Source organism: Desulfoluna sp. CYM3A (genome assembly GCF_056829965.1).
Map to the genome: position 1 here is coordinate 5,038,760 of NZ_CP186556.1, position 23,230 is coordinate 5,061,989.

Here is a 23,230-nt window from a genome sequence, read left to right on the forward strand (position 1 = left end):
TACGAAACCAGCCACCTCTTCAGCCCGGCCACCACACGGTTGTAGTATCTTATCCTCTGAATTACAAGAAAAACAAAGGTGAGGCAAAAGCCGCGAGGTTTCACGCTCTTTTGAGGCTTTAAAGGGCCTGGCCTGAAACCCGGATAGGCTTGTTTTCAAAGGGTCTGCCAGAACGCAAAAAACCGGTCATGGGAACCCCACAACCGGTTTGACCAACGCGCAGCCCCGCATCTTGCCAAAAGGGGCCTCAGACCCTCAGGTGATGCTTCTCCCGCTTCAAAAGATCCGAAGCATCGTTGAGGGTGGGAACGTCAAAGATGGTCAGGCCATTCTCTTCAAAGATGGCATCCACCATCTCCTTGAGTGTTTTGGGCATGCCGTCTGAGATACGAATGATGCGGGAAACGCTCATCTGAGCCAGGGTGCAGGCCACTTTGCGGATATGGAAGGCGTTTTTCTTGTCGCCGTTTTCCCGGATACGGCTGATGTCCACGATAATGTCGCACTCACTGCGAAGGGAGTCGAGGACGGAGAGGATGTGGTTGGAGAACTGTTTGGCGCCTTTGTAATCAAACTCACCGGCCATCTTGACGTAGAGGCGGTTTTCAGCAGTGAACCCGCGGATGGCCCACATGGCGGTGCGTGTACGCCCCACCTTGCTTTCGCCCTTCTTCTCGCGCTCCAGCTCCTTGATGCGGCGCTTGGCCCAGAGGATCTCCTTTTCACGCTCGTCGACCTCTTCCAGGAGGTTGAAGATATCCTGTAAAATCTCCTCCTCGCCCAATCCGTCCAGGTGGTTCGTCCTGTATTTTTCAGCAATACTGGAAAGTCGACTCTCCATATCGGCCATGCCTGTCTAACCCCGCTTTAAGGCGTTCATATCTATTCTCTTGACTTTATTATCGGATTTACACTATTTTTTTTTAGCTTCTTTTGGCTTTTTTTTAACAATCCTTCGATAAAATCAGGCATATGCTGACATTCCAAGAGCTTCTAGACCTTGTCAAAGACAACGAAATAAAATCTCGTAAATTCAATCAGGTTGAAACCAAAATCCTCACAATTTTGAATTTCAAGGACCTGTTTGAAACCCTCCTTTCCGAAATATCCAAGCAGTTTAACATCCCGTATGTTTGGATTACCCTGGTCAAGGGGAGCGATACGTCCCGGCTCCTCCTCAAGGCCTTCGGCTCATCGGAACTCCTGCCCGAACGGGTCAACCTGGCGACACGCTCCCAGTTCCAGGGACTCCTGGGGACCGGCACCACCCCCACCCTCGTCAACCAGGATATCCACGAGTACCGGGCCCTGATCCCCCCCACCAGCAACTGGCTGATCCGCTCCATGTCCATGTCGCCCATCACCCTGGACGGTGAAGTGATCGGCTGCCTCAATCAGGCGGACGTCTCGTCAGACCGATTCTCCTACAGGTACTGGTCCTCCTCGCCCAGCTGGCCTTAAAATTTTCCCTGTGCCTCTCCAATGTAACGGCCCATGAAAAATTGCGCCTGCTGGCCTTTAATGACCCCTTGACGGAGCTGCTGAACCGACGGGCCATGGAGCATGCCCTGGAGCAGGAGTTCCGCAGGGCCATCCGCTACAACCGGGAACTCTCCGTGGCCTTTCTCGACCTCGACAAGTTCAAGGCCGTAAACGACCGCTACGGCCATGACGCAGGGGACAAGGTCCTCATGGACGTGGCCAGGGCCCTGTCCCGATACACCCGGGAGAGCGACATCCTCTGCCGGTTTGCCGGAGACGAGTTCGTGCTCGTCCTGCCCGAAACCACCCTGGAGAAGGCCCAGGCCATGATGACCCGCATCCAGGATGAGATGGCAGCCATGCCCATCCCCATCAACGGCCACACCCTGCACCAGCACGTCAGCTTCGGTATCGCCTCCCTGCGCGTGGAAAACACCCCCACCTACCCGGCCCTTCTCAAGCGGGCGGACAAGGCCCTGTACCGAAACAAGACCCGCCTCAAGCCGGTGTGTGAGGTCACCCCCTAAGCCGGAAGAACAGATCACCAAACAAAAAAAGCCCGCGGCATGAAATGCCGTGGGCTTTTATGTGCAACAGGTCACAGCCACCTCCTGAGCTAACGCTCCTTGGCTGTTACTAACTGTTCATGCAGAGGGACCGGAAAGGGCGGATGCCCTTTACGGATTTACGCGTCGGTTGCTGCGCTTTCGACCTTGGGAGCGGTGAACTCCACAATAGCCATGGACGCTGCGTCACCGGCACGGAAACCGATTTTGGTCACTCGAGTGTAGCCGCCGTTTTTACCGCCGAAGCGTGCGGGAGCTTCTTCGAAAAGCTTGTGCACCACTTCTTTTTCCATAATAACGGCCATTGCCTGGCGACGGGCGTGGAGGTCTCCACGCTTGGCCAGGGTAATCATTTTGTCCGCCCAACGACGAAGCTCTTTGGCTTTGACGTCGGTGGTTTTGATCCTCCCGTGCTTGAACAGAGAGGTCACCATATTGCGAAACATCGCTTTGCGATGGGCAGAAGTCCTGCCCAGCTTAACGCCTGCTTTTTTATGTCTCATTTCCTCTTACTCCCCTTCAGCTCCGTCTTCCTCCTTCGGGCTGAAACCGTCAAGTTTCATACCGAGGGAAAGTGCATCCTCGCCAAGCATCTTGATTTCGTTCAGGGTTAACGAAGTTCTTGGTTTTGAGCATTTCGGCTTCGGTTTTCTGCACGAGCTGATAGATCTTGATGATGTCGGCATTTTTCAGGCAGTTGGCACTACGTACCGAGAGTTCAAGCTCATCCACATTTCTGTAGAGGTTTTCGTTGAAATCTCTGTCCCCACCCTCTTCACTGACGCTGTCGTGTTCAGGCTCGATATCCTCATCAAAGTTGATGAAAGGACTCATCTGCTCTTTCAGGATTTTCGCGGCATACGCCACGGTGTCCTCAGGAAGCAGACTGCCGTCCGTCCACACCTCGAGGGTCAGCTTGTCGTAATCGGTTTTCTGCCCCACGCGGGAGTTGGAAACCGTGTAGTTGACCTTTTTGATGGGGGAAAAGACGGTGTCGATGGCTATGGTCCCGACCGGTGCGTCCTCGTCCTTGTTATCCCTGGCCAAAGCATACCCGCGACCCACTTTAACAGTGAGGATCATGTCGAGTTTGCCGCCCTCGTTCAAGGTCGCAAGATGAAGATCTGGATTGAGGATCTCCACCCGGCCATCGGGACTGATGAGGTCTCCGGCGCACACCTTGCCGGGGCCTTCGGCCTTCAGCTCCAGGGTGCGCGTCTCGGTGTCGGTCACCTTCAACTTAATCTCTTTAATGTTGAGAATCAGCTCAGAGACATCCTCAAGAACCCCGGGGATTGGAGAGAACTCATGCAGAACATCCTCGATTTTCACCGACACGACGCCGGCGCCGTAAAGGGATGAAAGGATGATCCTCCGGAGGGCGTTACCGATGGTAATGCCGTATCCCCTTTCAAGAGGTTCGCATACAAACTTACCGTAAGTTGAACTGCCGGACAGCAGCACTTTGTCCGGACTGATCATCTCACGCCAGTTCCTGTATATCATTTCGTTTGATGTCATATTGATCTCCAGAATTGTGCCAAGAACAACAGTTTACTCACGTTAAAAGGCTCCGCTACTTGGAGTAGAGCTCGACGATCAACTGTTCCTGAATCGGCAGGGTGACGTCTTCGCGTACAGGAAGATTTACAACTCTGGCTTTCATATTGTCTTTGTCCAGTTCAAGCCACTGGGGCACGCCTCGGCGAACCACGGCGTCAATGGCGTCCTGCACAAACTGAACCTTCTTGCTCTTTTCACGAATTTCGACCACATCGTCTTTGCGGACAATGTAGGAGGGGATGTCAACCTTGCGGCCGTTCACGAGGAAGTGCCCGTGGCGTACGAAGTGACGTCCCTGGGTGCGAGAGTTGACGAAACCGAGTCGGTAGACCACGTTGTCAAGTCTGCATTCGAGGGCCTGAAGCAGGTTGGTGCCGGTGATCCCCTTTTTCTGGTCCGCTTTCTTGAAGATGATGCGGAACTGCTTTTCGGAGACACCGTAAATGCGTCTTACTTTCTGCTTTTCCCTGAGCTGGATGCCGTAATCGGAAAACTTGCTGCGGCGCTGACCGTGCTGGCCGGGTGCGTAGCTGCGTCGATCGAAGCTGCATTTGTCTGAGTAGCAACGATCGCCTTTAAGGAAAAGCTTCATGTTTTCACGTCTGCAAAGACAGCACGGTAAAATGCAACCCTCTGTACTGCAGTGAGTTTCCTCCTTTGATACTCGGAATATTTGGTATCATGTTCAAATAGTCTTTTTTAAACTCTTCTCTTCTTCGGGGGGCGACAGCCGTTGTGAGGAACAGGGGTGACGTCCCTGATCTTGGTAATCACAAAGCCTGCAGCCTGGAGAGAGCGGAGAGCCGATTCCCTGCCGGCGCCGGGTCCCTTCACTTCTACTTCCACGGTTTTCATGCCGTGTTCCTGAGCCTTTTTGGCCGCATCTTCAGCAGCCAGCTGGGCAGCAAAAGGGGTGCTCTTGCGGGACCCTTTAAAGCCGTGCATACCGGCACTGGACCAGGAAATGACGTTACCATTGGTGTCGGTAACAGATACAATGGTATTGTTGAATGTGGACTGGATATGAACCACTCCACTGGATATGTTCTTTCTGACCTTTTTCTTCTGTCGTGCGCGTGTCTTCGCCATGACGCTTAAAAGCCTCCTTTAATCGTGACCAGGTGTCCCAAGCTGCACCTACTTCTTCTTCTTAACGGCAGCTCGTCTGGGGCCTTTACGGGTACGTGCGTTGGTTTTGGTTCTCTGTCCGTTGACAGGGAGGGATTTACGATGACGAAGTCCACGGTAGCAACCAAGATCCATCAAACGCTTGATGTTCATGGACACCTCAGTGCGGAGTTCACCTTCCACACGGTAGTCTGCATCAATGGTCTTCCTGATAAGGTTGACGTCGGATTCGGTCAGATCCTGAGTCTGGGTACTCGGGTCAATATCGTGCTTAGAGAGAATCTCTTTGGAAGTGGAGAGCCCTACACCGTAGATGTAGGTGAGCGCGATATCGATTCTTTTTCTTCTGGGTATGTCTACCCCTGCAATCCTTGCCAAAATTTATCCTCCTCTATCCCTGTCTCTGCTTATGACGTTTGTTTTCGCAGATAACCCGTACAACGCCGTGACGACGAACAACCTTGCACTTAGGACATATCTTTTTTACTGAAGCTCTGACTTTCATTTGGGTTATACTCCCTCGTCTTATCCTTCAAATTTCGTAAGGATACCTACTTGGAACGGTAGGTGATTCGTCCTCTGGTCAAGTCATAAGGCGACAGTTCAACGGTCACCTTGTCCCCGGGTAGAATCTTGATAAAATGCATGCGCATTTTACCCGAGATGTGAGCCAGGATCTGATGCTTGTTTTCCAGTTCCACTTTGAACATTGCATTGGGCAAAGTCTCAAGTACAGTTCCCTGTACCTTAATGGGCTCCTCCTTTGCCATAACTCTCCTCCCACGATAATCGCATCTGTCTGGTCCAAATGGGTTAAAACGGCTCACACCGCTTTCGACCAGATTGCAGAGTTTACCTTACGAATGATATCCAAATATCGAGTATCTCACACATTGCAACTCAACCGGCAGTTCCATGGAGAGGTGGCCACGAAACAAAAAAAACCAGCATGATGTGATACTACACTCGCAAATGGATGACAACCCCTTTTTTCCGGACACCTTGAAATAGGCGCCCGGTGCAAAGGGGTGACCATCCATATACGTTCTAAACTTACCTGTCGCTATCGGCGACCTTTCATCGCTTTGCCGTCCCCGAGAAACCCGCTGTAGTTTCGCATCACAAGATGCGATTCCATCTGGGCAACGGTATCGATGGCAACACCCACCACAATGAGGAGGGCCGTGCCGCCGAAGTAGAAGGGAACATTGGCTTTGGTGATCAGCATGGTCGGCAGCACGCAGATGGCGGAGACGTAAACAGCCCCCACAACGGTGATGCGGGTAAGCACCTTGTCGATGTAATCCGCGGTACGCTTGCCGGGCCGAATCCCGGGGATATAGCCCCCGTTCTTTTTCATGTTCTCAGCCACATCCGTCGGGTTGAACTGGATGGCGGTGTAGAAAAAGCAGAAGAACACGATGAAGGCCACAAAGATGACCGTATAAAGCACGCTGCCCGGAGCCATCAGGTCACTGATGGTTTTCATCACCGGAACGCCGGGAAAAAACGAGGCAACGGTGGTCGGGAAGACGATGATGGAGGAGGCGAAGATGGGCGGGATCACACCGGAGGTGTTGATCTTCAGGGGCAGATGCGAGCTCTGCCCCCCGTAGACCTTGCGGCCCACCACGCGTTTGGCATACTCCACGGGGATCCGGCGCTGAGCCGTCTCCATGTAGATGACAAACCCGATGACGCCAACCATCATGACAACGAGCATCAGCGCAGTAAAGGGGCTCATCTGACCAGACCCCATGAGGTTGAACACGTTGGCAACCGCAGCGGGCATGCGGGCAATAATCCCTGCAAAGATAATCAGGGAGATACCGTTCCCGATGCCACGCTCGGTGATCTGCTCACCCAGCCACATGATAAACGCGGTGCCGGCCGTCAGGGTGATGACGGTCATGATGCGAAAGCCCCAACCCGGTGAGGTTGCGGCGTGCATGGCTTCCAGGCCCACACTGATGCCAAAGCCCTGGATCACGCTCAAGAGCACCGTCCCGTACCGAGTGTACTGGGTGATCTTCTTCTGACCCTGCTCCTCACCTTTGCGGGCCTACTGAGGGTGAGAACCACCACGGTCATCAGCTGAAGAATAATGGAGGCGCTGATATAAGGCATGATACCCAGGGCAAACACCGAGAGTCTCTCGAGTGCCCCCCCGGAGAACATGTTGAACATGCCCACGATGCCCTCGCCGTGCGTGCGAAAGATCTCGGCCAGGGAGTCGGGGTTAATCCCGGGTGTGGGAACGTGCACACCGATGCGGTAGACGAGCAACAGCATCAGTGTGGTTACGATCCGTTTCTTCAATTCCGGCAATTTGAATAGGTTCTGGAATCCGCTGGTCGTCATATGGTCTTAGGCCTCTACTGTTCCACCTGCTGCTTCAATTTTCTCTCGGGCGCTCTTGGACACCTGGCACTCTTTGATGGTGAGCTTCATGGTGATCTCACCGTTGCCGAGGATCTTGATGCCGTCACGACGGCCTTTGACGAGGCCAGCCGCTACGAGAGCCGCTTCATCCACCACCTGGCCCTCTTCAAAGCGGGCAAGGTCCTTGACGTTCAAGATGGCGAACTCTTTTTTGAAGATGTTGGTGAAACCGCGTTTGGGAAGACGCCTGTGGATCGGCATCTGGCCGCCCTCAAAACCGGGACGGACGTTGCCGCCGGAACGGCTCTTAAATCCCTTGGTACCACGACCAGCGGTTTTGCCCCAACCGGAGCCTACACCGCGACCGATACGCTTGCGCGCTTTAACCGAGCCTTCGGCCGGTGACAGTTCATTAAGCTTCATTGGCGTTCTCCTCCACTTTCACAAGATGAACGACCTTGGAGACCATGCCTCGAATGGAGGGGGTGTCTTCCAGCTCGACTGTTTTGTTCATCTTCGTCAGGCCCATGCCTCTGAGTACCTTGCGGTGCTTTTCGGGTCGGCCGATCATGCTTCTGACAAGAGTGATTTTCAGCTTCTGTGACATTTGCTAACTCCCCCGATTACAGATCTTCAGGTCTCAGACCCCTGCGTCGGGCCACTTCTTCACGGCTCTGGTTTGCTTTCAGGCCGGCGATGGTGGCTTTGACTACGTTATGGGGGTTGTTGGAACCCATGCATTTGGTCAGAATGTTTTTCACACCCACGGCTTCGAGGACGGCGCGAACAGCACCGCCGGCGATGAGGCCGGTACCTTCGGAAGCGGGCTTGAGCAGCACGCGACCGGCACCGAACTTGCCGATTACCTCAGAGGGGATGGTCCCATTCACGAGATTTACCTTCACCATGTTTTTCTTGGCGGCTTCCACGCCCTTACGGATGGCTTCGGGAACCTCACCGGCTTTGCCGAGCCCGAAGCCGACGCTGCCCTCTCCGTCACCGACGACAACAATGGCACTGAAGCTGAATCTGCGACCACCCTTGACGACCTTGGCGACGCGGTTGATATAGACAACCTTGTCAATCAATCCGTTATCTTCTGTGTCTTTCTTAAACAAAGGACGCCTCCTTCAGAATTAAAATTCCAGTCCTGCTTCACGAGCCCCTTCTGCAAGGGATTTCACACGACCATGGTAGATGTAACCGCTGCGATCGAAAACGATGCTCTTAACACCTTTTTCCATGGCCTTCTCCGCGACAAGCTTGCCGACCATCTTGGCCTTGGCAGACTTATCGGCACCCTCTTCTGCGCTGTAGCCTTTACCGACGGTGGAGGTCGGTGAAGTGCGCCGACCGTATCGTCGATGAGCTGCGCATAGATGTGCTTGGCGCTGCGAAACACACAGAGACGGGGACGTTCCTGAGTTCCGACAATCTTCTTACGGATCCTGATCTTTTTTTTGAGTCGCTTCTCTTTGCGAGAGTTTGTAGTACCCATATCTTTATCCTGTATATGATAAGCTGAACCTTGGCGGGACCTGAAGAGTCAGGTCCCGGCCACACCATAGCTGGCGCCACAAAGTCAGGCTTATTATTTTCCTGTCTTTCCAGCTTTCCTCTGGATGTGCTCGTCGACATATTTGATCCCCTTGCCCTTGGAAAGATGGGGACGAACGTCACAAATGCAGCGGATAACCTGGCCCACCAACTGCTTGTCGGCACCCATGATCTTCAGGATGTTCCTGTCCACCTTGGCTTCAATGCCTTTGGGGAGATCATAGCTGACAGCGTGAGAGTATCCGACGTTCAGGATGACCGTCTGACCTTTGACTTCCACCTTGTAGCCGATACCGTTGACCTCAAGGGCCTTTTCAAATCCAGTGCTGACGCCAGTCACCATGTTGGCGGCGATGGCTCGGACCATACCATGATACGCTCCCGCATCACGAACGTTGTCGATGATTTCAACGGAAATGACGTTGTCCTCAATCTTCAGGTCCACTACAGGATGAATCTCCTGTTCCAGCTTGCCTTTGGGGCCTTCAACCACAAGTTTTCGATCCGCATAGGCCGCCTTGACGGATGCAGGCAGCACAATGGGCTTTTTTCCAATTCGAGACATAATGTCGCTCCCTTGCTACCAAATATTGCAGAGAATCTCGCCGCCGAGTTTCTGCGCTTTCGCCTGCTTGTCGGTCATCACACCCTTGGAGGTGGAGACCACGGCCACGCCGAGTCCGTTGAGGACCGGTTTCAGGTCCTTGTACTTTGCGTACACACGTCGGCTGGGCTTGCTCACTCTTGTGATTCCGAAAATGGCGTGCGTACCTTCCTGATCGTACTTAAGGTACAGCCTCAGCATGCCCTGCTTTCCGTCGTCGACAAACTTGTAGTTCTTGATGTAGCCCTGTTCCTGAAGAACCCGTGCGATCTCCACCTTGATCTTGGATCCGGGGATATCGACTTTGGGGAACTTGGCTCTGCCGGCATTGCGGATGCGTGTCAACAAATCCGCAATAGGATCACTCATCGTCATGATTTACTCCGTTGAATAGTACTGTAAAGGTTTATACCAGTATCGAGGGTAAAGGAAAAAATCCCTTACCAGCTCGACTTAGTAACACCGGGTAACTTGCCGTGCGATGCAAGGTTCCTGAAACAGATACGGCAGATACCGAACTTTCGCATGTAAGCCCTGGGCCTCCCGCACATCGGGCATCTGTTGTTCGCACGGACTTTAAACTTGGGCTTGCGTTCGGCTTTCACCATCATTGATTTCTTTGCCACAGCTTTCTCCTTGCAGACTTCCTTGCGGGGACTCGGTCTCCCTTATCGCCCCCTTCATGAAGTCAGGTCTTTTTCCTCTAATTCCGGAAAGGCATTCCAAGGAGCCTGAGAAGCTCTTTGCCTTCCGCGTCGTTCTTGGCAGTGGTCACGATCGTGATATTCAGCCCCTTGATCTGATCGATTTTATCGTAATCGATTTCAGGGAAAATAATCTGCTCACGAACGCCCAGAGAGTAGTTGCCTCGGCCGTCGAAGGCCTTGCCGGAAATACCGCGGAAGTCCCGAACGCGAGGAAGGGAGATGTTGATCAGCCTGTAGAGGAAATCCCACATCTTCTCCTTGCGCAGGGTCGCCATGCACCCAATGGGCATGCCTTCGCGCAGCTTGAAGGCTGCGATGGACTTCTTGGCTTTGGTGATCACCGGCTTCTGACCGGAAATGGTCGCCAGCTCGGCAGCTGCCGAGTCGAGGATCTTTCCGTTCTTGATGGCTTCGCCCAGGCCCATGTTCAGGACAACCTTCTCAACCTTGGGAACCTCCATGAGGTTTTTATACCCGAAGGTTTCCATAAGCTTGGGAACCACTTCTTCCTGATACTGTTTTTTAAAATCTGACATTTACATCCTCCGCCTTGGCCCTAAGCTTCGATGGTTTCATTGCATTTTCTGCAAACACGGACCTTCTTACCATCTTCCAGGACCTTCATCTTTATCCGGACGGGGTTGAGGCAGTGGTTGCACATCAGCTGAACATTGGACAGGTGAATGGGCGCCTCGGCTTCAATGATACCGCCCTGGGTGTTCTTGAAGTTAGGCTTCTGGTGTCTCTTCACCTTGTTGATGTTTTCCACAACAACCCGGTTTTCCTTCCGGATGACTTTGAGGACTTTGCCGATCTTGCCCCTGTCCTTTCCGGTAAGAACCTTAACTTTATCATCTCTTCGGATATGAGATTTTTCACTGTTCATAATTTGTCTCCAAAATAGCGACCGGGGTCTTTTCCGGCATTAAAGGACTTCAGGAGCCAGTGAGATGATACGCATAAATCGCTTCGCCCTCAGCTCCCTTGCCACCGGGCCGAAAATACGCGTTCCGATGGGTTCCTGGCTCTGATTGACCAGTACCGCGGAGTTCTCGTCGAAACGGATGTAAGATCCATCGGCTCGTTTGATGGCCTTCTTCGTGCGTACAATCACGGCCTTCATCACATCGCCTTTTTTTACCTTGGCGTTGGGAATGGCCTCCTTGACAGACACGACGATGATGTCGCCGACACCTGCGTATCGCTTTTTGGAACCGCCCAATATCTTGATGCAGTACAGCTCCTTGGCACCGGAGTTGTCTGCCACGGTCAATCTAGTTTCTGTCTGAATCATCGTTGTCTTCCTTCTTTATCAAACCGCCTTTTCAACAATCTTGCTGACGCGGTGCCGTTTGCTTTTGCTCAGGGGCCTGCACTCGGTGATGACGACCTTGTCGCCGATGCCGCATGCGTTCTCCGCGTCGTGGGCTGCATATTTGTTGTGGCGCTTGATATATTTCTTGTAAAGAGGATGCTTAACCAGCCTTTCCACAAGAACGACGACGGTTCGATCCATCTTATCGGACACCACAGTTCCCTGCAGCTGTCTCTTCATTCCTCGTTTTTTCATAGCGGTAACTAGTCTCTACCTTTAGAAAGTTCAGTTTTCCCGGATGACCGTCTCGACCTTGGCAATGTCCCTTCGCACGCTTTTGAGCATGGAGGTCTTCTCAAGCTGCCCCACGCCGTGCTGGAAGCGCAGGTTGAAGTGCTCTTCCTTGAGGTCCTGAAGTTTCGCCTTCAGATCATCCTTGCCCATGGCACGAATATCTTTGATCTTCATTAGTAGTCGCCCCTCTCAATAAAACGTGTTTTAATGGAAAGCTTGTGGGCGGCAAGACGCATCGCTTCGCGAGCCAGATCTCTGGGAACACCTTCGAGTTCATAAAGGATCTTGCCGGGTTTGACAACGGCAACCCATGCCTCGGTGGAACCTTTACCTTTACCCATTCGGACTTCGGCAGGTTTCTTGGTGATGGGCTTGTCCGGGAAAATCCGGATCCACATCTTTCCGCCACGCTTAACGCGACGGTTCATGGCAATACGGGCAGCCTCGATCTGGCGTGCGTTAACATAGCCGCACTCCAGGGCCTGCAGCCCGAATTCGCCGAAGCTGAGGGTGGAGCCACGGTAGGCTTTCCCCGTCATTCTTCCACGCTGCTGCTTTCTGAATTTGACCTTTTTAGGACTCAGCATTTGGAAACTCCTTCATTATCCTGTCAAAGCAAGGGCCACATCAGTCCTTACCCAGGATCTCTCCTTTGAAAATAAACACTTTGATGCCGATGACCCCATAGGTCGTATGGGCTTCGGCAAAACCGTAGTCGATATCCGCACGGAGGGTATGAAGGGGCACCCTGCCTTCCCGGTACCATTCGGTACGGGCCATTTCAGCGCCACCCAGACGGCCGGCACAGATGATCTTGATGCCCAGTGCGCCGAAACGCATAGCCGAGGAGACGCAGCGCTTGATGGCGCGGCGGAAGGCCACACGGCGCTCCAGCTGGAGGGCCACGTTTTCAGCCACCATCTGGGAGTCAAGCTCGGGACGTTTGATCTCCTGAATGTCGATCATGACGTCGCGCTTGTCCCCACCGGCAGAAATCAGCTTCACCAGGTCGGTCTTGAGCAGACCGATCTCAGAGCCCTTCTTGCCGATGACGATCCCGGGGCGGGCAGTGTGGATGCGGAGGCGGATCCTCTTGGAGGATCGCTCAATCTCTACCTTGGAAATACCGGCATGGTACAGTCGCTTTTTGAGAAACTTGCGGATCCGGAAATCTTCCATGACAAAATCCGCATACTGCTTGTCGGCGTACCAGCGGGAATCCCAGGTCTTGTTGATTCCGAGTCTAAGTCCTATTGGATTTACTTTCTGGCCCAACTTTTTATCTCCTTTTCGTTACGCCTCATCAGCCACGACGACTGTGATGTGACTGGTTTTCTTCAGGATGCGGGATCCTCTACCGCGCGCTCTGGCCCTGAACCGCTTCAGGCTGGGCCCTTGGTCAACCGTAATATTCTTAATAAAGAGCGCGTCAACGTCGAGTTCGTTGTTGTGATCGGCGTTGGCGACAGCTGACCGCAGAGTCTTCTCGACGATTGCAGCGGCTTTCTGAGGCATAAATTTGAGCGAATTGAGGCCTGATTCGACAGGCTTCCCCTTCACGGCGCCGACAATCTTCCGCACCTTCTGAGGAGAAATTCGCACATACCTTGCTACAGCTTTAACCTCCATTGTAAGTCATCCTCTACTTAAAGGTTTGCGGGGCGCTATTTGCCCTTGGTCTTTTTATCAGCCGCATGCCCCCAGTAGGTGCGTGTCGGTGAAAATTCCCCCAGTTTATGGCCAACCATATTCTCGGTAACGAATACCGGAATGAATTTACGACCGTTGTGTACTGCAAGCGTCAACCCTACCATCTCGGGGAAGATGGTAGATCGTCTCGACCATGTCTGGATGACCTGGTTGGATCGGCTTTCCTGAGCCAAGAGCACTTTCTTGACAAGCTTTGCATCAACAAACGGCCCTTTCTTAAGCGAACGTGGCATTTTGTCTCCTGTTCTTAATCTTTCAAATTACCCGTAATTGCTTTACGCGAGCCTGTTACTTCGTGCGTCGCTTCACGATGTAACGGTTGGTGGTCTTGTTCTTTCTGGTGCGGAAGCCCTTAGAGGGTACGCCCCAGGGTGAACAGGGGTGACGGCCGCCGGAAGAGCGTCCTTCACCACCACCCATGGGATGGTCAACAGGGTTCATGGCCACACCGCGGACACTGGGACGAACGCCCATCCAGCGGGTACGGCCGGCTTTGCCCTTGTTGATGCTGCTGTGCTCTGTATTTCCAAGTCGCCCGATGGTCGCCTTGCATTTGGCAAGGACCATGCGTACTTCACCGGAGGGAAGTCGAACCATGGCGTAGGCCTTCTCTTTGGCCATCAGCTGTGCAAAGGTTCCGGCGCTGCGAACGATCTGCCCACCTTTGCCCACCTTGAGCTCAATGTTGTGGATCTGGGTACCCAGGGGAATGTTCTCCAGGGGGAGGCAGTTCCCGGGCTTGATGTCGGCCTCAGGGCCGGACATGATCTGATCGCCCACATTGAGGTTGATGGGGGCCAGGATGTACCGCTTCTCGCCATCGACGTAGTGAAGCAGAGCGATCCGGGCGCTGCGGTTGGGATCGTATTCGATCGTCGCTACTTTAGCAGGGATACCGACTTTGTCACGCTTGAAGTCGATGACCCTGTAATGTCTCTTGTGTCCACCACCCTTGTGACGGCAGGTAATCCGGCCGTTGACGTTACGACCGCCGCTTTTCTTCAGGGGCCGCAGCAGACTCTTTTCGGGTTTGTCGGTGGTAATCCCTTCAAACGTCGAATATTCCTGGTGCCTGCGGCCAGGTGATGTCGGTTTGGTTTTTCTAATTGCTGCCATTTATCGCTCCCGGTCTATACGCCTTCAAAGAATTCAATGGTACTTCCAGGCACCAGCGTCACAATCGCCTTTTTCCAGTCTTTGCGCTTTCCGACGATTTTGCCTCTCTGCTTGACCTTGCCCTTCACGTTAACCGTGCGGACATCTTCCACGCCGACTTTGAAGATCTTCTCGACAGCCTTCTTGATCTCAATCCGGTTGGCCTTCGGGGCGACTTCAAAAGATACCTGGTTCAGCGTCTCTTTCTGAATCGTGGTCTTTTCCGTGTTCAACGGCTTGATAATGATATCGAATGTATTCATGCTGAAAGCCTCCCTTCGATGCCTTTGATGGAAGACTCAATGAGGACCAGCTTGTTGTACTTGAGAATATCATACACGTTCAGGCCCTCGGTGCGGATCACCTTGACGCCTTTGATATTGCGCGCTGACAGCTCAAATTTGATATCTTCCGCGTCGGTCACGATCAGAGCGTTGTCGACCTTAAGGTCGGTAAGGGCCTTGACAACGGTCTTGGTTTTGATCTCGTCCACTCCGAAGGTATCGACAACCATGAGGTTATCGCCCTGGAAACGGCTGGAAAGAGCCATTTTCAGTGCAAGCTTCCGCACCTTCTTGGGCACTTTGTACGCCCAGCTCTTGGGCTGGGGGCCAAAGATAACCCCACCACCACGACGCAGGGGCGACTTGATGGAGCCGGAGCGGGCGTTGCCGGTACCCTTCTGCCGGTAAAGCTTCTTGGTGCTACCGGTAATATCGGAGCGGTTCGTAACAGATGCAGACCCGGCGCGCCGGTTGGCCAACTGCATCTTGACCACTTCGTGAAGGACACTTCCTTTTACGGCTACATTGAAGATATCGTCCGCAAGCTCAGCCTGCGAGACCTTATCTCCTGTAACATTCAGTACATCAACGACAGCCATAACTTCCCTCGTTTTTTATTTTCATGCACCCACTTCGCAGGGTCCCTGCGGTTGGGCACACGTTGATGTTCATCGTTTACTTGCCAAACTTCGGCTTCTTGATCTCAACAAGACCGGACTTGGCGCCGGGAATGCAGCCCTGAATGAGAACCACATTTTCGTCGGCACGAATGTCCACAACGGTCAGGTTTCGAACGGTCTTTCTGACGCCGCCGTACTGTCCGGGAAGCTTCTTTCCTTTAAAAACCTTGGCAGGCCAGGCGCTGCAACCGATGGAGCCGGGGGCCCTGTGGTTACGGCAACCGTGGGTCTCGGGGCCGCGGGAGAACCCGTGGCGCTTGATGGTACCTGAGAAACCGCGGCCTTTGGAGGTTCCGGTCACGTCCACGAGTTCACCAACCTCGAACATCTCGGCGGTGATTTCCTGGCCCAGGGAGTACTCAGCGGGATCAGCCACTTCAAACTCACGGACATCGGAAAAAAAGCTCTCGCCGCTTTTGGCGAAGTGGCCCTTCAGGGGCTTGGTGGTGTGCTTTGCTTTTTTCTCACCGAATCCGAGCTGAACGGCGTTGTACCCGTCCGTGTCCACGGTTTTGATCTGAGTTACGACGCAGGGGCCTACCTGTACTACAGTGACGGGGATGTACCTCCCGTCTGAGGAGTAGACGCCTGTCATCCCCAATTTTTTACCCAAAAGTCCTCTACTCATTGGTAATATACCCCTTAACTACAGTTTAATCTCTACATCGACACCGGGCGAAAGATCCAGCTTCATCAGAGCGTCCACGGTCTGCTGGGTGGGTTCGAGAATGTCCAGCAGTCTCTTGTGGGTTCTGATCTCAAACTGCTCACGTGATTTTTTGTTCACGTGGGGTGAGCGAAGAATGCAGAATTTGTTGGTACGCGTGGGCAATGGAATGGGCCCGCAGATCTTTGCGCCTGTCTTCTTGGCGGTGTCGACAATATCAAGGGCTGATTTGTCGAGAAGCCTGTGGTCGTATGCCCTGAGTCTGATCCTGATTTTGGTATTGATCATCATGATTTGGGTCCCACCTATTCAATAATTTCAGATACGACGCCAGCACCAACGGTACGACCGCCTTCACGGATAGCGAAGCGGAGCTCTTTTTCCATGGCGATGGGGCTGATCAGTTCAGCAATGATGGCGGTGTTGTCGCCGGGCATAATCATCTCAACGCCTTCGGGGAGGTTCAGGATCCCGGTGACGTCGGTGGTACGGAAGAGCTGGAACGTGCCCGGAGAAGAACGGGGTATGGCGGCCGCCTTCCTCTTTGGAGAGGACGTAGATCTCTGCCTTGAACTTGGTGTGGGGCGTGATGGTACCGGGCTTGGCTACAACCTGGCCGCGCTCAACCTCGTCACGCTTGGTGCCGCGGAGCAGCAGGCCAACGTTGTCACCGGCCATGCCTTCGTCCAGAAGCTTGCGGAACATCTCAACACCGGTACAAACGGTCTTGGCGGTGGCACGGATGCCCACGAGTTCCACTTCGTCGCCGGTGTGGATCACACCACGCTCGATACGACCGGTTACAACGGTACCACGGCCGGAGATGGAGAAGACGTCCTCGATGGGCATGAGGAAATCTTTGTCGGTGTCGCGCTCGGGCTCGGGGATGAAGCTGTCGCACGCGTCCATGAGCTCAAAGATGCAAGCAGCTGCTGCGTCTTCGTAGCTGTCGGCTTCCAGGGCGCGCAGGGCGCTGCCGCGGATGATGGGGGTGTCGTCGCCGGGGAAATCGTACTTGGAGAGAAGCTCCTGGAGCTCCATCTCAACGAGCTCGATGAGCTCTTCGTCGTCGACCATGTCGCACTTGTTGAGGAACACAACAATACGGGGAACACCAACCTGACGGGCGAGCAGGATGTGCTCACGGGTCTGGGGCATGGGGCCGTCGTCTGCGGACACAACCAGGATCGCACCGTCCATCTGGGCGGCGCCGGTGATCATGTTCTTAATGTAGTCGGCGTGACCAGGGCAGTCAACGTGTGCGTAGTGACGGTTGGGAGTTTCGTACTCCACGTGAGCGGTTGCAATGGTGATGCCGCGCTCTTTCTCTTCCGGTGCCTTGTCGATCTCGTCGAAGGCAACGGCTGCGCCTGCTCCGGCTCGGAGGGCGTTCTGCTTGGTAATCGCAGCGGTGAGCGTGGTCTTGCCATGGTCGATGTGACCGATGGTACCGACGTTTACATGCGGTTTGGAACGTTCAAATTTTTCTTTTGCCATGGGTTGTTTTTTCCTCCTCCTCGCTACCTTGGTGGTTGCAAATGTGATGGTGTTTGCCTTCATGCAGGCTGACATAAAGCGCGCTTCAAAGCGTCTCGCATACAGTGCAATCGGTCGCGTAACAATTGGATCCGGATTACCACCTGTAGTGGGCGAATGCCTTGTTTGCGTCTGCCATCTTGTGGGTGTCTTCACGCTTCTTAACGGAAGCACCGCGGTTGCTTGCTGCGTCCATCATCTCGGCGGCCAGCTTGGCTGCCATGGATTTTTCGGAACGCTTGCGGGAATACTCGATGACCCAGCGAATGGCCAGGGCCCTGCGCCGTGAGGGACGGATCTCAGTGGGAACCTGGTAAGTGGATCCCCCCACCCTTCGGGACTTAACCTCGATGGCGGGTCGCACGTTTTCAAGGGCTTTTTCGAACACCTCAAGGGGAGGCTGACCGCTCTTCTCCTTGATGATGTCAAAGGCGCCATAGAAAATTTTCTCGGCGGTGCTTTTTTTCCCGTCAAGCATAATGGCCGCCACGAATCGTGAAACCAGCTCACTGTTGTATCGGGGATCGGGCATTACCGGTCTATGGGGAACTTCCCTTCTTCTTGGCATAGCTACTCACTCTTTGAACAAATCTTGGTTAACGAATCAGATGAAGAGTCGTCTTACTTAGGCTTGCGTGCACCGTACTTGGAGCGACTCTGCTTCCTGTCTTCCACACCCAGCGTATCAAGGGTACCCCTTACAATAGTGTAACGGACACCCGGAAGGTCTTTTACACGACCACCGCGAACCAGGACAACGGAGTGTTCCTGGAGGTTATGGCCGATGCCGGGGATATAGGCGGTAACTTCCACGCCTGTGGTGAGGCGAACCCTGGCCACCTTCCTGAGTGCTGAGTTTGGTTTTTTCGGAGTCGAAGTATACACACGAGTACAGACACCACGCTTCTGAGGCCCACCCATCAGGGCTGGCGTGCTGGTCTTTTTCTTCGCGCGCGTTCTTCCTTTCCGGACCAACTGGTTAATCGTAGGCATTTCGTACCAAACTCCTTTAATTGTTTGTCATTTTCCTAAAACGCAAAATACGGCATGATACATATACCACCCCGTTTTGTCAAGGAATAATTTCCTTACCCAATTGTATCAAAGGCGGGTTCCCCCGAAAAAACCCGAAGAAACCCGCCTTTTTTTTCTACAGATCGATGACGTTGCTCTCTTCAACAACCTCTTCGAGGTCGCTCTGCACTTCAATATTGCGGTACTGAGCGATGCCGGTACCGGCGGGAATGAGCCGGCCCATGATCACGTTTTCCTTGAGACCCCGCAGGGTGTCCACCTTGCCGCGGATGCCCGCTTCGGTGAGGACCTTGGTGGTCTCCTGGAAGGAAGCCGCCGAGATGAAGCTGTCCGTGGAGAGGGAGGCCTTGGTGATCCCGAGGATCAAAGGCTCGCCCTGGGCGGGCTGAGCACCCTCTTCCACCAGTGCACGGTTCACGTCGGCAAACTCGGTGCGGTCCACATGCTCTTCCATGATGAAGTTGGAGTCGCCGGAGTCGGTGACTTTGACCCGCTTCATCATCTGGCGCACGATGACCTCGATGTGCTTGTCGTTGATGCGGACGCCCTGGAGACGGTAGACCTGCTGGACCTCGTCCACCAGGTAGCTGGCCAGAGCCACCTCGCCTTTGATGTTCAGGATGTCCTGGGGGTTTTCGCTGCCGCCGGTGAGCTTTTCACCCGCACGGACATAGTCCCCTTCGTAGACGTTGATGTGACGCCCTTTGGGGATCAGGTACTCGCGCTTCTCGCCGGCATCGGCGTTGGTCACGGTGACCTTCTGCTTGCCCTTGGTGCCCTTGGCAATACCCACGTAACCGTCGATCTGGGTCAGCACCGCGGTCTCCTTGGGCTTGCGAACTTCAAAGAGTTCGGCAACTCGGGGAAGACCACCGGTGATGTCCTTGGTCTTGGTGGTGGCTCGGGGCAGCTTGGCGATGATGTGACCCGCCTTGACCTCGTCGTGCTCCTCCACCAGGATAACCGCTTCCACGGGCAGGCTGTACCGGGCCAGGGCCCCGCCGCCGAGTTGGACGGTCTTGTTGTTCTCGTCCTTGATGGAGATGCGGGGACGGGCATCGCCGATGCGGCTCTCGATAATGGTACGGCTGGACTTGCCGGTGACGGGGTCCAGTTTTTCCTGCATGGTCTTGCCGGACTCGATGTCGCCGAATTTGACCTTGCCGGACACCTCGGTGATGATGGGCACAGTGAAGGGGTCCCAGGACGCCAGGAGCTGACCGTTCTCTACGGAGGCTCCGTCTTCCACCAGAAGGTGGGCACCATAGATAACGTGGTGCTTCTCACGCTCACGGCCGGTGTCGCTCACAATGGAGAACTCCCCGCCACGACGGTTCATGACGATGAGCTCGCCCTCTTCGTTCTTGACAACCTTGAGGTCGTCGAGGAACTTGATGTTGCCGTCCACGCGGGCCTTGATCTCGGCAACCTCCACCTTCCGGCTCGCCGTACCACCGATGTGGAAGGTACGCATGGTGAGCTGGGTACCGGGCTCGCCGATGGACTGGGCAGCCATGATGCCCACAGCCTGTCCGATCTCCACGGTGTCCCCGTGGGAAAGGTCTCGGCCGTAACACTTGGCACACACCCCGCCGCGGGTCTTGCAGGTGAGGACGGAGCGGATCTTGAGACTGGTGATACCGGCATCTTCCATGATGGAGAGGATCTTCTCGTCGATCTCGACTCCCTCTTGCACCAGCACCTCGTCGGTGAAGGGATCGTAGACGTTCTCCAGGGTGGTTCGACCGAGGATACGCTCACCAAGGCGCTGAATCACCTCGCCACCCTCCATGAGGGCTTCCACCTCGATACCCATGGTGGTGCCGCAATCGGGCTCAATGACGGCACAGTCCTGGGCCACGTCGGCCAGACGACGGGTGAGGTAACCGGAGTTGGCCGTTTTAAGGGCCGTATCCGCCAGACCCTTACGGGCGCCGTGGGTGGAGACGAAGTACTGAAGCACCGAGAGGCCTTCGCGGAAGTTCGCCTGGATGGGCGTCTCGATGATCTCACCGGAGGGCTTGGCCATGAGGCCTCGCATACCGGCCAGCTGACGCATCTGGTCCTTGGAGCCTCGGGCCCCGGAGTCAGCCATCATGAAGATGGAGTTGATGTTGTCCACGTTGCGGGTATCCAGGCGGATGTCGTGCTCTCCCTTTTCGGGGAGTTCCACAGGCACCTTGGGCTCGCTCATGGTATCCATCATGGCGTTGGCGATGTCGTCCGTGGCCTTGGCCCAGATGTCCACCACCTTGTTGTATTTTTCGCCCTGGGTGATGAGACCCTCGGCGTACTGACGGTTGATCTCCACAACCTTGTCTTCGGACTCCTTCATGATGTCCCATTTGTTGCCGGGAATCACCATGTCGTCGATGGAGATGGAGAGGCCGCCGATGGTGGAGTATCGGTACCCCAGGTTCTTCAGGCGGTCCGCCAGGAGAACCGTGGCCTTGGGGCTGATGTAGCGGTAGGCAAAGTCGATGAGGTCCCGGGCTGCTTTCTTGTCCATGACCCTGTTGATCATGGCGAAGGGCACGCCGGGGCGCCTGTTGGCCACATAGAAGATATTGTACCCGCCCTGGGTCTCGATGGGATCGCTGATGTCACCGATCTCCATGGCAAAGATGACCTCCAGGGTGTCGTCGTCGATGCGGAAGACCTTGCGCATCTCCTCGTGGTCCATGTACCCGATGTCTCCGCCGCGCTTCTTGTCGGAGGTTTCGGATCGTTCCACCAGGTCGGCAAAGGGGGTTCCGGACGTCAGGGCCTCTTTGATCTCATCGGCCTTGTCGCGGTCTTTGACCACAATGCGGCGGAAGCTCAGCTCGGGGTGGGAAGGAATGATATCCCACAAGAGGGTTCGACCCACGGTGGTCTCCACCATCTCTTCGCCCATGCGCACCTTGATGGCAGCATGGATACCCATCTTGCCGTGATCGTAGGCGGTACGCACCTCGTCGAAGCTGCCGAAGAGGGTCCCTTCGCCGCGGGCGCCGTCCACCTGGCGGGAGATGTAGTACAGACCGAGGACGATGTCCTGGGTAGGCACGATCACCGGCTGGCCGTTGGCGGGCGACAGGGTGTTGTTGGAGGCGAGCATCAGCACGCGGGCTTCCACCTGGGCCTCAATGGAGAGGGGCAGGTGGACGGCCATCTGGTCCCCGTCAAAGTCGGCGTTGAAGGCGGTACAGACCAGGGGGTGCAGCTGAAGGGCCTTGCCTTCCACGAGCACCGGCTCAAAGGCCTGGATGCCGAGACGGTGAAGGGTGGGCGCACGGTTGAGCATCACGGGATACTCTTTAACCACCTCGTCCAGGGTGTCCCACACCTCGGGGACTTCACGCTCCACCATCTTCTTGGCGCTCTTGACCGTGGAGACCAGGCCCTTTTTCTCAAGGCGATGGTAGACGTAGGGCTTGAACAGCTCCAGGGCCATCTTCTTGGGCAGGCCGCACTGATGCAGGCGCAGGTTCGGGCCGACGGTAATAACGGTACGGCCGGAGTAGTCCACACGCTTGCCGAGGAGGTTCTGACGGAAGCGGCCCTGCTTGCCCTTCAAGGTATCGGAGAGGGATTTCAGGGGACGCTTGTTGGTACCGGTAACCACGCGGCCGTGACGGCCGTTGTCGAAAAGCACGTCCACGGACTCCTGGAGCATACGCTTTTCGTTGCGCACGATGATATCGGGCGCTTTGAGCTCCATGAGGCGGCTCAGGCGGTTGTTCCGGTTGATCACCCGGCGGTAGAGGTCGTTCAGGTCCGAGGTGGCGAAACGACCGCCCTCCAGGGGCACCAGGGGACGCAGGTCCGGCGGCAGGATGGGCACAACGCTCATGATCATCCAGATGGGATCCACGCCGGAGTTGTAAAAGGCGTCGACGATCTTGAGTCGCTTGCTCAGCTTCTGCTTTTTGGCCAAAGAGGTGGTGGTCTTGAGCTCCTCGCGCAGGTCGTTGTAGATCTGCTCCAGGTTCAGCTCTTCCAGAAGGGTTCGCACCGCTTCGGCGCCCTTCACCGCCACCTCAAAGGCTTCCTTGCCGTACAGGTCCAGGGCCTCGATGTATTTGTCGTCGGAGAGGAGCTGGTACTTGGTGAGACCGGTCTCCTTGGGGTCCATGACGATGTAGCTGTCAAAGTAGAGGACCTTCTCCATATTCTTCAGGGTGATGTCCAGAAGGTTGCCGATCTTACTGGGCAGGCTCTTCAGGAACCAGATATGGGCCACGGGGGTAGCCAGCTCAATGTGGGCCAGACGCTCGCGGCGCACCTTGGACTGAATGACCTCGACGCCACATTTTTCGCACACCACGCCCCGGTGCTTCATGCGCTTGTACTTGCCGCAGTTGCACTCATAGTCCTTGGTGGGACCAAAGATCTTGGCACAGAACAGGCCGTCCCGCTCAGGCTTGAACGTACGGTAGTTGATCGTCTCGGGCTTTTTGATCTCCCCGTGGGACCACTGCATGATCTGCTCGGGGGAAGCCAGGGCAATCTTTACGCCGGAGTACATCTTGGGATCTATCGGCTTGGCGAAAAAATCGTATAGGGTTTCCAATATCTGCTCC

36 protein-coding genes and 2 pseudogenes are annotated in these 23,230 nt (G+C 54.8%); 2 read left to right on the plus strand and 36 right to left on the minus strand.

From position 1 onward, the window contains the following. Nucleotides 1-247 precede the first annotated feature (247 nt). Nucleotides 248-841 carry a hypothetical protein gene (locus tag ACOYW1_RS25485; RefSeq protein WP_180137645.1) on the minus strand — a complete coding sequence of 198 codons (594 nt, stop codon included), beginning with the start codon at nt 839-841 and terminating at the stop codon, nt 248-250. A gap of 131 nt (nt 842-972) precedes the next feature. On the opposite strand from ACOYW1_RS25485, the gene ACOYW1_RS25490 reads away from it, so the two are divergent. Then, the gene (locus tag ACOYW1_RS25490; RefSeq protein WP_482420248.1) at nt 973-1,461 is read left to right on the plus strand and encodes a hypothetical protein; all 489 of its coding nucleotides are present in this window, start codon (nt 973-975) and stop codon (nt 1,459-1,461) included. A 41-nt stretch (nt 1,462-1,502) separates the two neighbouring features. Then, nucleotides 1,503-2,009 (plus strand): GGDEF domain-containing protein, encoded by a 507-nt coding sequence (locus tag ACOYW1_RS25495; RefSeq protein WP_482420249.1) that lies wholly within the window; start codon nt 1,503-1,505, stop codon nt 2,007-2,009. Nucleotides 2,010-2,167: 158 nt separating this feature from the next. Here the strand turns inward: ACOYW1_RS25495 and rplQ are convergent, their stop codons facing one another. The 35 genes and pseudogenes from rplQ to rpoC form a co-directional block, all read right to left on the minus strand. After that, nucleotides 2,168-2,551 (minus strand): 50S ribosomal protein L17, encoded by a 384-nt coding sequence (gene rplQ, locus ACOYW1_RS25500; protein WP_180137647.1) that lies wholly within the window; start codon nt 2,549-2,551, stop codon nt 2,168-2,170. 49 nt (nt 2,552-2,600) lie between these two features. Further along, on the minus strand, nt 2,601-3,569 hold the full coding sequence (locus ACOYW1_RS25505) for a DNA-directed RNA polymerase subunit alpha (RefSeq protein WP_482420250.1): 969 nt from the start codon (nt 3,567-3,569) through the stop codon (nt 2,601-2,603). Between the two features lie 55 nt (nt 3,570-3,624). Beyond that, nucleotides 3,625-4,236, minus strand: a complete 612-nt coding sequence (rpsD, locus tag ACOYW1_RS25510; RefSeq protein WP_482423822.1) for a 30S ribosomal protein S4 — start codon at nt 4,234-4,236, stop codon at nt 3,625-3,627. Nucleotides 4,237-4,310: 74 nt separating this feature from the next. Then, nucleotides 4,311-4,700 carry a 30S ribosomal protein S11 gene (rpsK, locus tag ACOYW1_RS25515; RefSeq protein WP_092214356.1) on the minus strand — a complete coding sequence of 130 codons (390 nt, stop codon included), beginning with the start codon at nt 4,698-4,700 and terminating at the stop codon, nt 4,311-4,313. Nucleotides 4,701-4,748: 48 nt separating this feature from the next. Then, a complete protein-coding gene (gene rpsM, locus ACOYW1_RS25520) occupies nt 4,749-5,117 on the minus strand; it encodes a 30S ribosomal protein S13 (RefSeq protein WP_180137648.1) in 369 nt (122 codons plus the stop codon). Nucleotides 5,118-5,130: 13 nt separating this feature from the next. Beyond that, a complete protein-coding gene (rpmJ, locus tag ACOYW1_RS25525) occupies nt 5,131-5,244 on the minus strand; it encodes a 50S ribosomal protein L36 (RefSeq protein ID WP_092214360.1) in 114 nt (37 codons plus the stop codon). 46 nt (nt 5,245-5,290) lie between these two features. Continuing rightward, nucleotides 5,291-5,509: a translation initiation factor IF-1 gene (infA, locus tag ACOYW1_RS25530; RefSeq protein WP_092214362.1), complete on the minus strand. Its 219-nt coding sequence runs from the start codon at nt 5,507-5,509 to the stop codon at nt 5,291-5,293. A 293-nt stretch (nt 5,510-5,802) separates the two neighbouring features. After that, nucleotides 5,803-6,735 (minus strand): preprotein translocase subunit SecY, encoded by a 933-nt coding sequence (secY, locus tag ACOYW1_RS25535; protein ID WP_482420251.1) that lies wholly within the window; start codon nt 6,733-6,735, stop codon nt 5,803-5,805. Then, nucleotides 6,732-7,100: a hypothetical protein gene (locus tag ACOYW1_RS25540; protein ID WP_482420252.1), complete on the minus strand. Its 369-nt coding sequence runs from the start codon at nt 7,098-7,100 to the stop codon at nt 6,732-6,734. The genes secY and ACOYW1_RS25540 overlap by 4 nt, the downstream gene beginning before the upstream one ends. A gap of 6 nt (nt 7,101-7,106) precedes the next feature. Next, a complete protein-coding gene (gene rplO / locus ACOYW1_RS25545; RefSeq protein ID WP_180137650.1) occupies nt 7,107-7,544 on the minus strand; it encodes a 50S ribosomal protein L15 in 438 nt (145 codons plus the stop codon). Next, a complete protein-coding gene (gene rpmD, locus ACOYW1_RS25550) occupies nt 7,534-7,728 on the minus strand; it encodes a 50S ribosomal protein L30 (protein WP_180137651.1) in 195 nt (64 codons plus the stop codon). Before rpmD ends, rplO begins: the two co-directional genes overlap by 11 nt. 16 nt (nt 7,729-7,744) lie before the next feature. After that, nucleotides 7,745-8,239, minus strand: a complete 495-nt coding sequence (gene rpsE, locus ACOYW1_RS25555) for a 30S ribosomal protein S5 (protein ID WP_180137652.1) — start codon at nt 8,237-8,239, stop codon at nt 7,745-7,747. An 18-nt stretch (nt 8,240-8,257) separates the two neighbouring features. Further along, nucleotides 8,258-8,527, minus strand: coding sequence for a 50S ribosomal protein L18 (locus ACOYW1_RS25560; protein WP_482423823.1), 270 nt, complete (start codon nt 8,525-8,527; stop codon nt 8,258-8,260). 2 nt (nt 8,528-8,529) lie between these two features. Next, a pseudogene (locus ACOYW1_RS25565) lies at nt 8,530-8,619 on the minus strand (50S ribosomal protein L18); the annotation flags it as partial. Between the two features lie 93 nt (nt 8,620-8,712). Continuing rightward, nucleotides 8,713-9,243: a 50S ribosomal protein L6 gene (gene rplF, locus ACOYW1_RS25570; protein WP_482420253.1), complete on the minus strand. Its 531-nt coding sequence runs from the start codon at nt 9,241-9,243 to the stop codon at nt 8,713-8,715. A 15-nt stretch (nt 9,244-9,258) separates the two neighbouring features. Continuing rightward, nucleotides 9,259-9,657, minus strand: a complete 399-nt coding sequence (gene rpsH, locus ACOYW1_RS25575) for a 30S ribosomal protein S8 (RefSeq protein ID WP_482418311.1) — start codon at nt 9,655-9,657, stop codon at nt 9,259-9,261. Between the two features lie 65 nt (nt 9,658-9,722). Next, nucleotides 9,723-9,893 (minus strand): type Z 30S ribosomal protein S14, encoded by a 171-nt coding sequence (locus ACOYW1_RS25580; RefSeq protein WP_281374462.1) that lies wholly within the window; start codon nt 9,891-9,893, stop codon nt 9,723-9,725. Nucleotides 9,894-9,985: 92 nt separating this feature from the next. Continuing rightward, entirely contained in the window at nt 9,986-10,525 is a 540-nt protein-coding gene (gene rplE, locus ACOYW1_RS25585; protein ID WP_180137657.1) for a 50S ribosomal protein L5, read from the minus strand. 20 nt (nt 10,526-10,545) lie between these two features. Beyond that, entirely contained in the window at nt 10,546-10,875 is a 330-nt protein-coding gene (rplX, locus tag ACOYW1_RS25590; protein WP_180137658.1) for a 50S ribosomal protein L24, read from the minus strand. 39 nt (nt 10,876-10,914) lie between these two features. Further along, nucleotides 10,915-11,283 (minus strand): 50S ribosomal protein L14, encoded by a 369-nt coding sequence (rplN, locus tag ACOYW1_RS25595; RefSeq protein WP_180137659.1) that lies wholly within the window; start codon nt 11,281-11,283, stop codon nt 10,915-10,917. An 18-nt stretch (nt 11,284-11,301) separates the two neighbouring features. After that, nucleotides 11,302-11,559 carry a 30S ribosomal protein S17 gene (rpsQ, locus tag ACOYW1_RS25600; protein WP_180137660.1) on the minus strand — a complete coding sequence of 86 codons (258 nt, stop codon included), beginning with the start codon at nt 11,557-11,559 and terminating at the stop codon, nt 11,302-11,304. Nucleotides 11,560-11,589: 30 nt separating this feature from the next. Then, nucleotides 11,590-11,772, minus strand: a complete 183-nt coding sequence (gene rpmC / locus ACOYW1_RS25605; RefSeq protein ID WP_180137661.1) for a 50S ribosomal protein L29 — start codon at nt 11,770-11,772, stop codon at nt 11,590-11,592. Then, nucleotides 11,772-12,185 (minus strand): 50S ribosomal protein L16, encoded by a 414-nt coding sequence (gene rplP / locus ACOYW1_RS25610; RefSeq protein WP_092214385.1) that lies wholly within the window; start codon nt 12,183-12,185, stop codon nt 11,772-11,774. The genes rpmC and rplP overlap by 1 nt, the downstream gene beginning before the upstream one ends. Nucleotides 12,186-12,225: 40 nt before the next feature. Beyond that, nucleotides 12,226-12,873 (minus strand): 30S ribosomal protein S3, encoded by a 648-nt coding sequence (gene rpsC, locus ACOYW1_RS25615; RefSeq protein ID WP_180137662.1) that lies wholly within the window; start codon nt 12,871-12,873, stop codon nt 12,226-12,228. An 18-nt stretch (nt 12,874-12,891) separates the two neighbouring features. Further along, the gene (gene rplV, locus ACOYW1_RS25620; protein ID WP_482418313.1) at nt 12,892-13,227 is read right to left on the minus strand and encodes a 50S ribosomal protein L22; all 336 of its coding nucleotides are present in this window, start codon (nt 13,225-13,227) and stop codon (nt 12,892-12,894) included. A gap of 35 nt (nt 13,228-13,262) precedes the next feature. Continuing rightward, a complete protein-coding gene (gene rpsS, locus ACOYW1_RS25625; protein ID WP_092214391.1) occupies nt 13,263-13,541 on the minus strand; it encodes a 30S ribosomal protein S19 in 279 nt (92 codons plus the stop codon). Nucleotides 13,542-13,596: 55 nt separating this feature from the next. After that, nucleotides 13,597-14,424 carry a 50S ribosomal protein L2 gene (rplB, locus tag ACOYW1_RS25630; RefSeq protein WP_482420254.1) on the minus strand — a complete coding sequence of 276 codons (828 nt, stop codon included), beginning with the start codon at nt 14,422-14,424 and terminating at the stop codon, nt 13,597-13,599. Between the two features lie 14 nt (nt 14,425-14,438). After that, entirely contained in the window at nt 14,439-14,726 is a 288-nt protein-coding gene (locus tag ACOYW1_RS25635; protein ID WP_092214396.1) for a 50S ribosomal protein L23, read from the minus strand. Beyond that, nucleotides 14,723-15,346: a 50S ribosomal protein L4 gene (gene rplD, locus ACOYW1_RS25640; protein ID WP_180137665.1), complete on the minus strand. Its 624-nt coding sequence runs from the start codon at nt 15,344-15,346 to the stop codon at nt 14,723-14,725. The genes ACOYW1_RS25635 and rplD overlap by 4 nt, the downstream gene beginning before the upstream one ends. Nucleotides 15,347-15,422: 76 nt before the next feature. Further along, nucleotides 15,423-16,055, minus strand: coding sequence for a 50S ribosomal protein L3 (rplC, locus tag ACOYW1_RS25645; RefSeq protein WP_180137666.1), 633 nt, complete (start codon nt 16,053-16,055; stop codon nt 15,423-15,425). 18 nt (nt 16,056-16,073) lie between these two features. Beyond that, complete coding sequence (rpsJ, locus tag ACOYW1_RS25650; RefSeq protein ID WP_092214491.1) at nt 16,074-16,382, minus strand: 30S ribosomal protein S10; 309 nt, start codon at nt 16,380-16,382, stop codon at nt 16,074-16,076. A gap of 17 nt (nt 16,383-16,399) precedes the next feature. Further along, nucleotides 16,400-17,591, minus strand: a pseudogene (tuf, locus tag ACOYW1_RS25655) (elongation factor Tu). 136 nt (nt 17,592-17,727) lie between these two features. Beyond that, complete coding sequence (gene rpsG, locus ACOYW1_RS25660; RefSeq protein ID WP_180137668.1) at nt 17,728-18,198, minus strand: 30S ribosomal protein S7; 471 nt, start codon at nt 18,196-18,198, stop codon at nt 17,728-17,730. 53 nt (nt 18,199-18,251) lie between these two features. After that, nucleotides 18,252-18,623, minus strand: coding sequence for a 30S ribosomal protein S12 (rpsL, locus tag ACOYW1_RS25665; RefSeq protein WP_180137669.1), 372 nt, complete (start codon nt 18,621-18,623; stop codon nt 18,252-18,254). A gap of 157 nt (nt 18,624-18,780) precedes the next feature. Further along, entirely contained in the window at nt 18,781-23,220 is a 4,440-nt protein-coding gene (rpoC, locus tag ACOYW1_RS25670; RefSeq protein ID WP_482420255.1) for a DNA-directed RNA polymerase subunit beta', read from the minus strand. Nucleotides 23,221-23,230 lie beyond the last annotated feature (10 nt).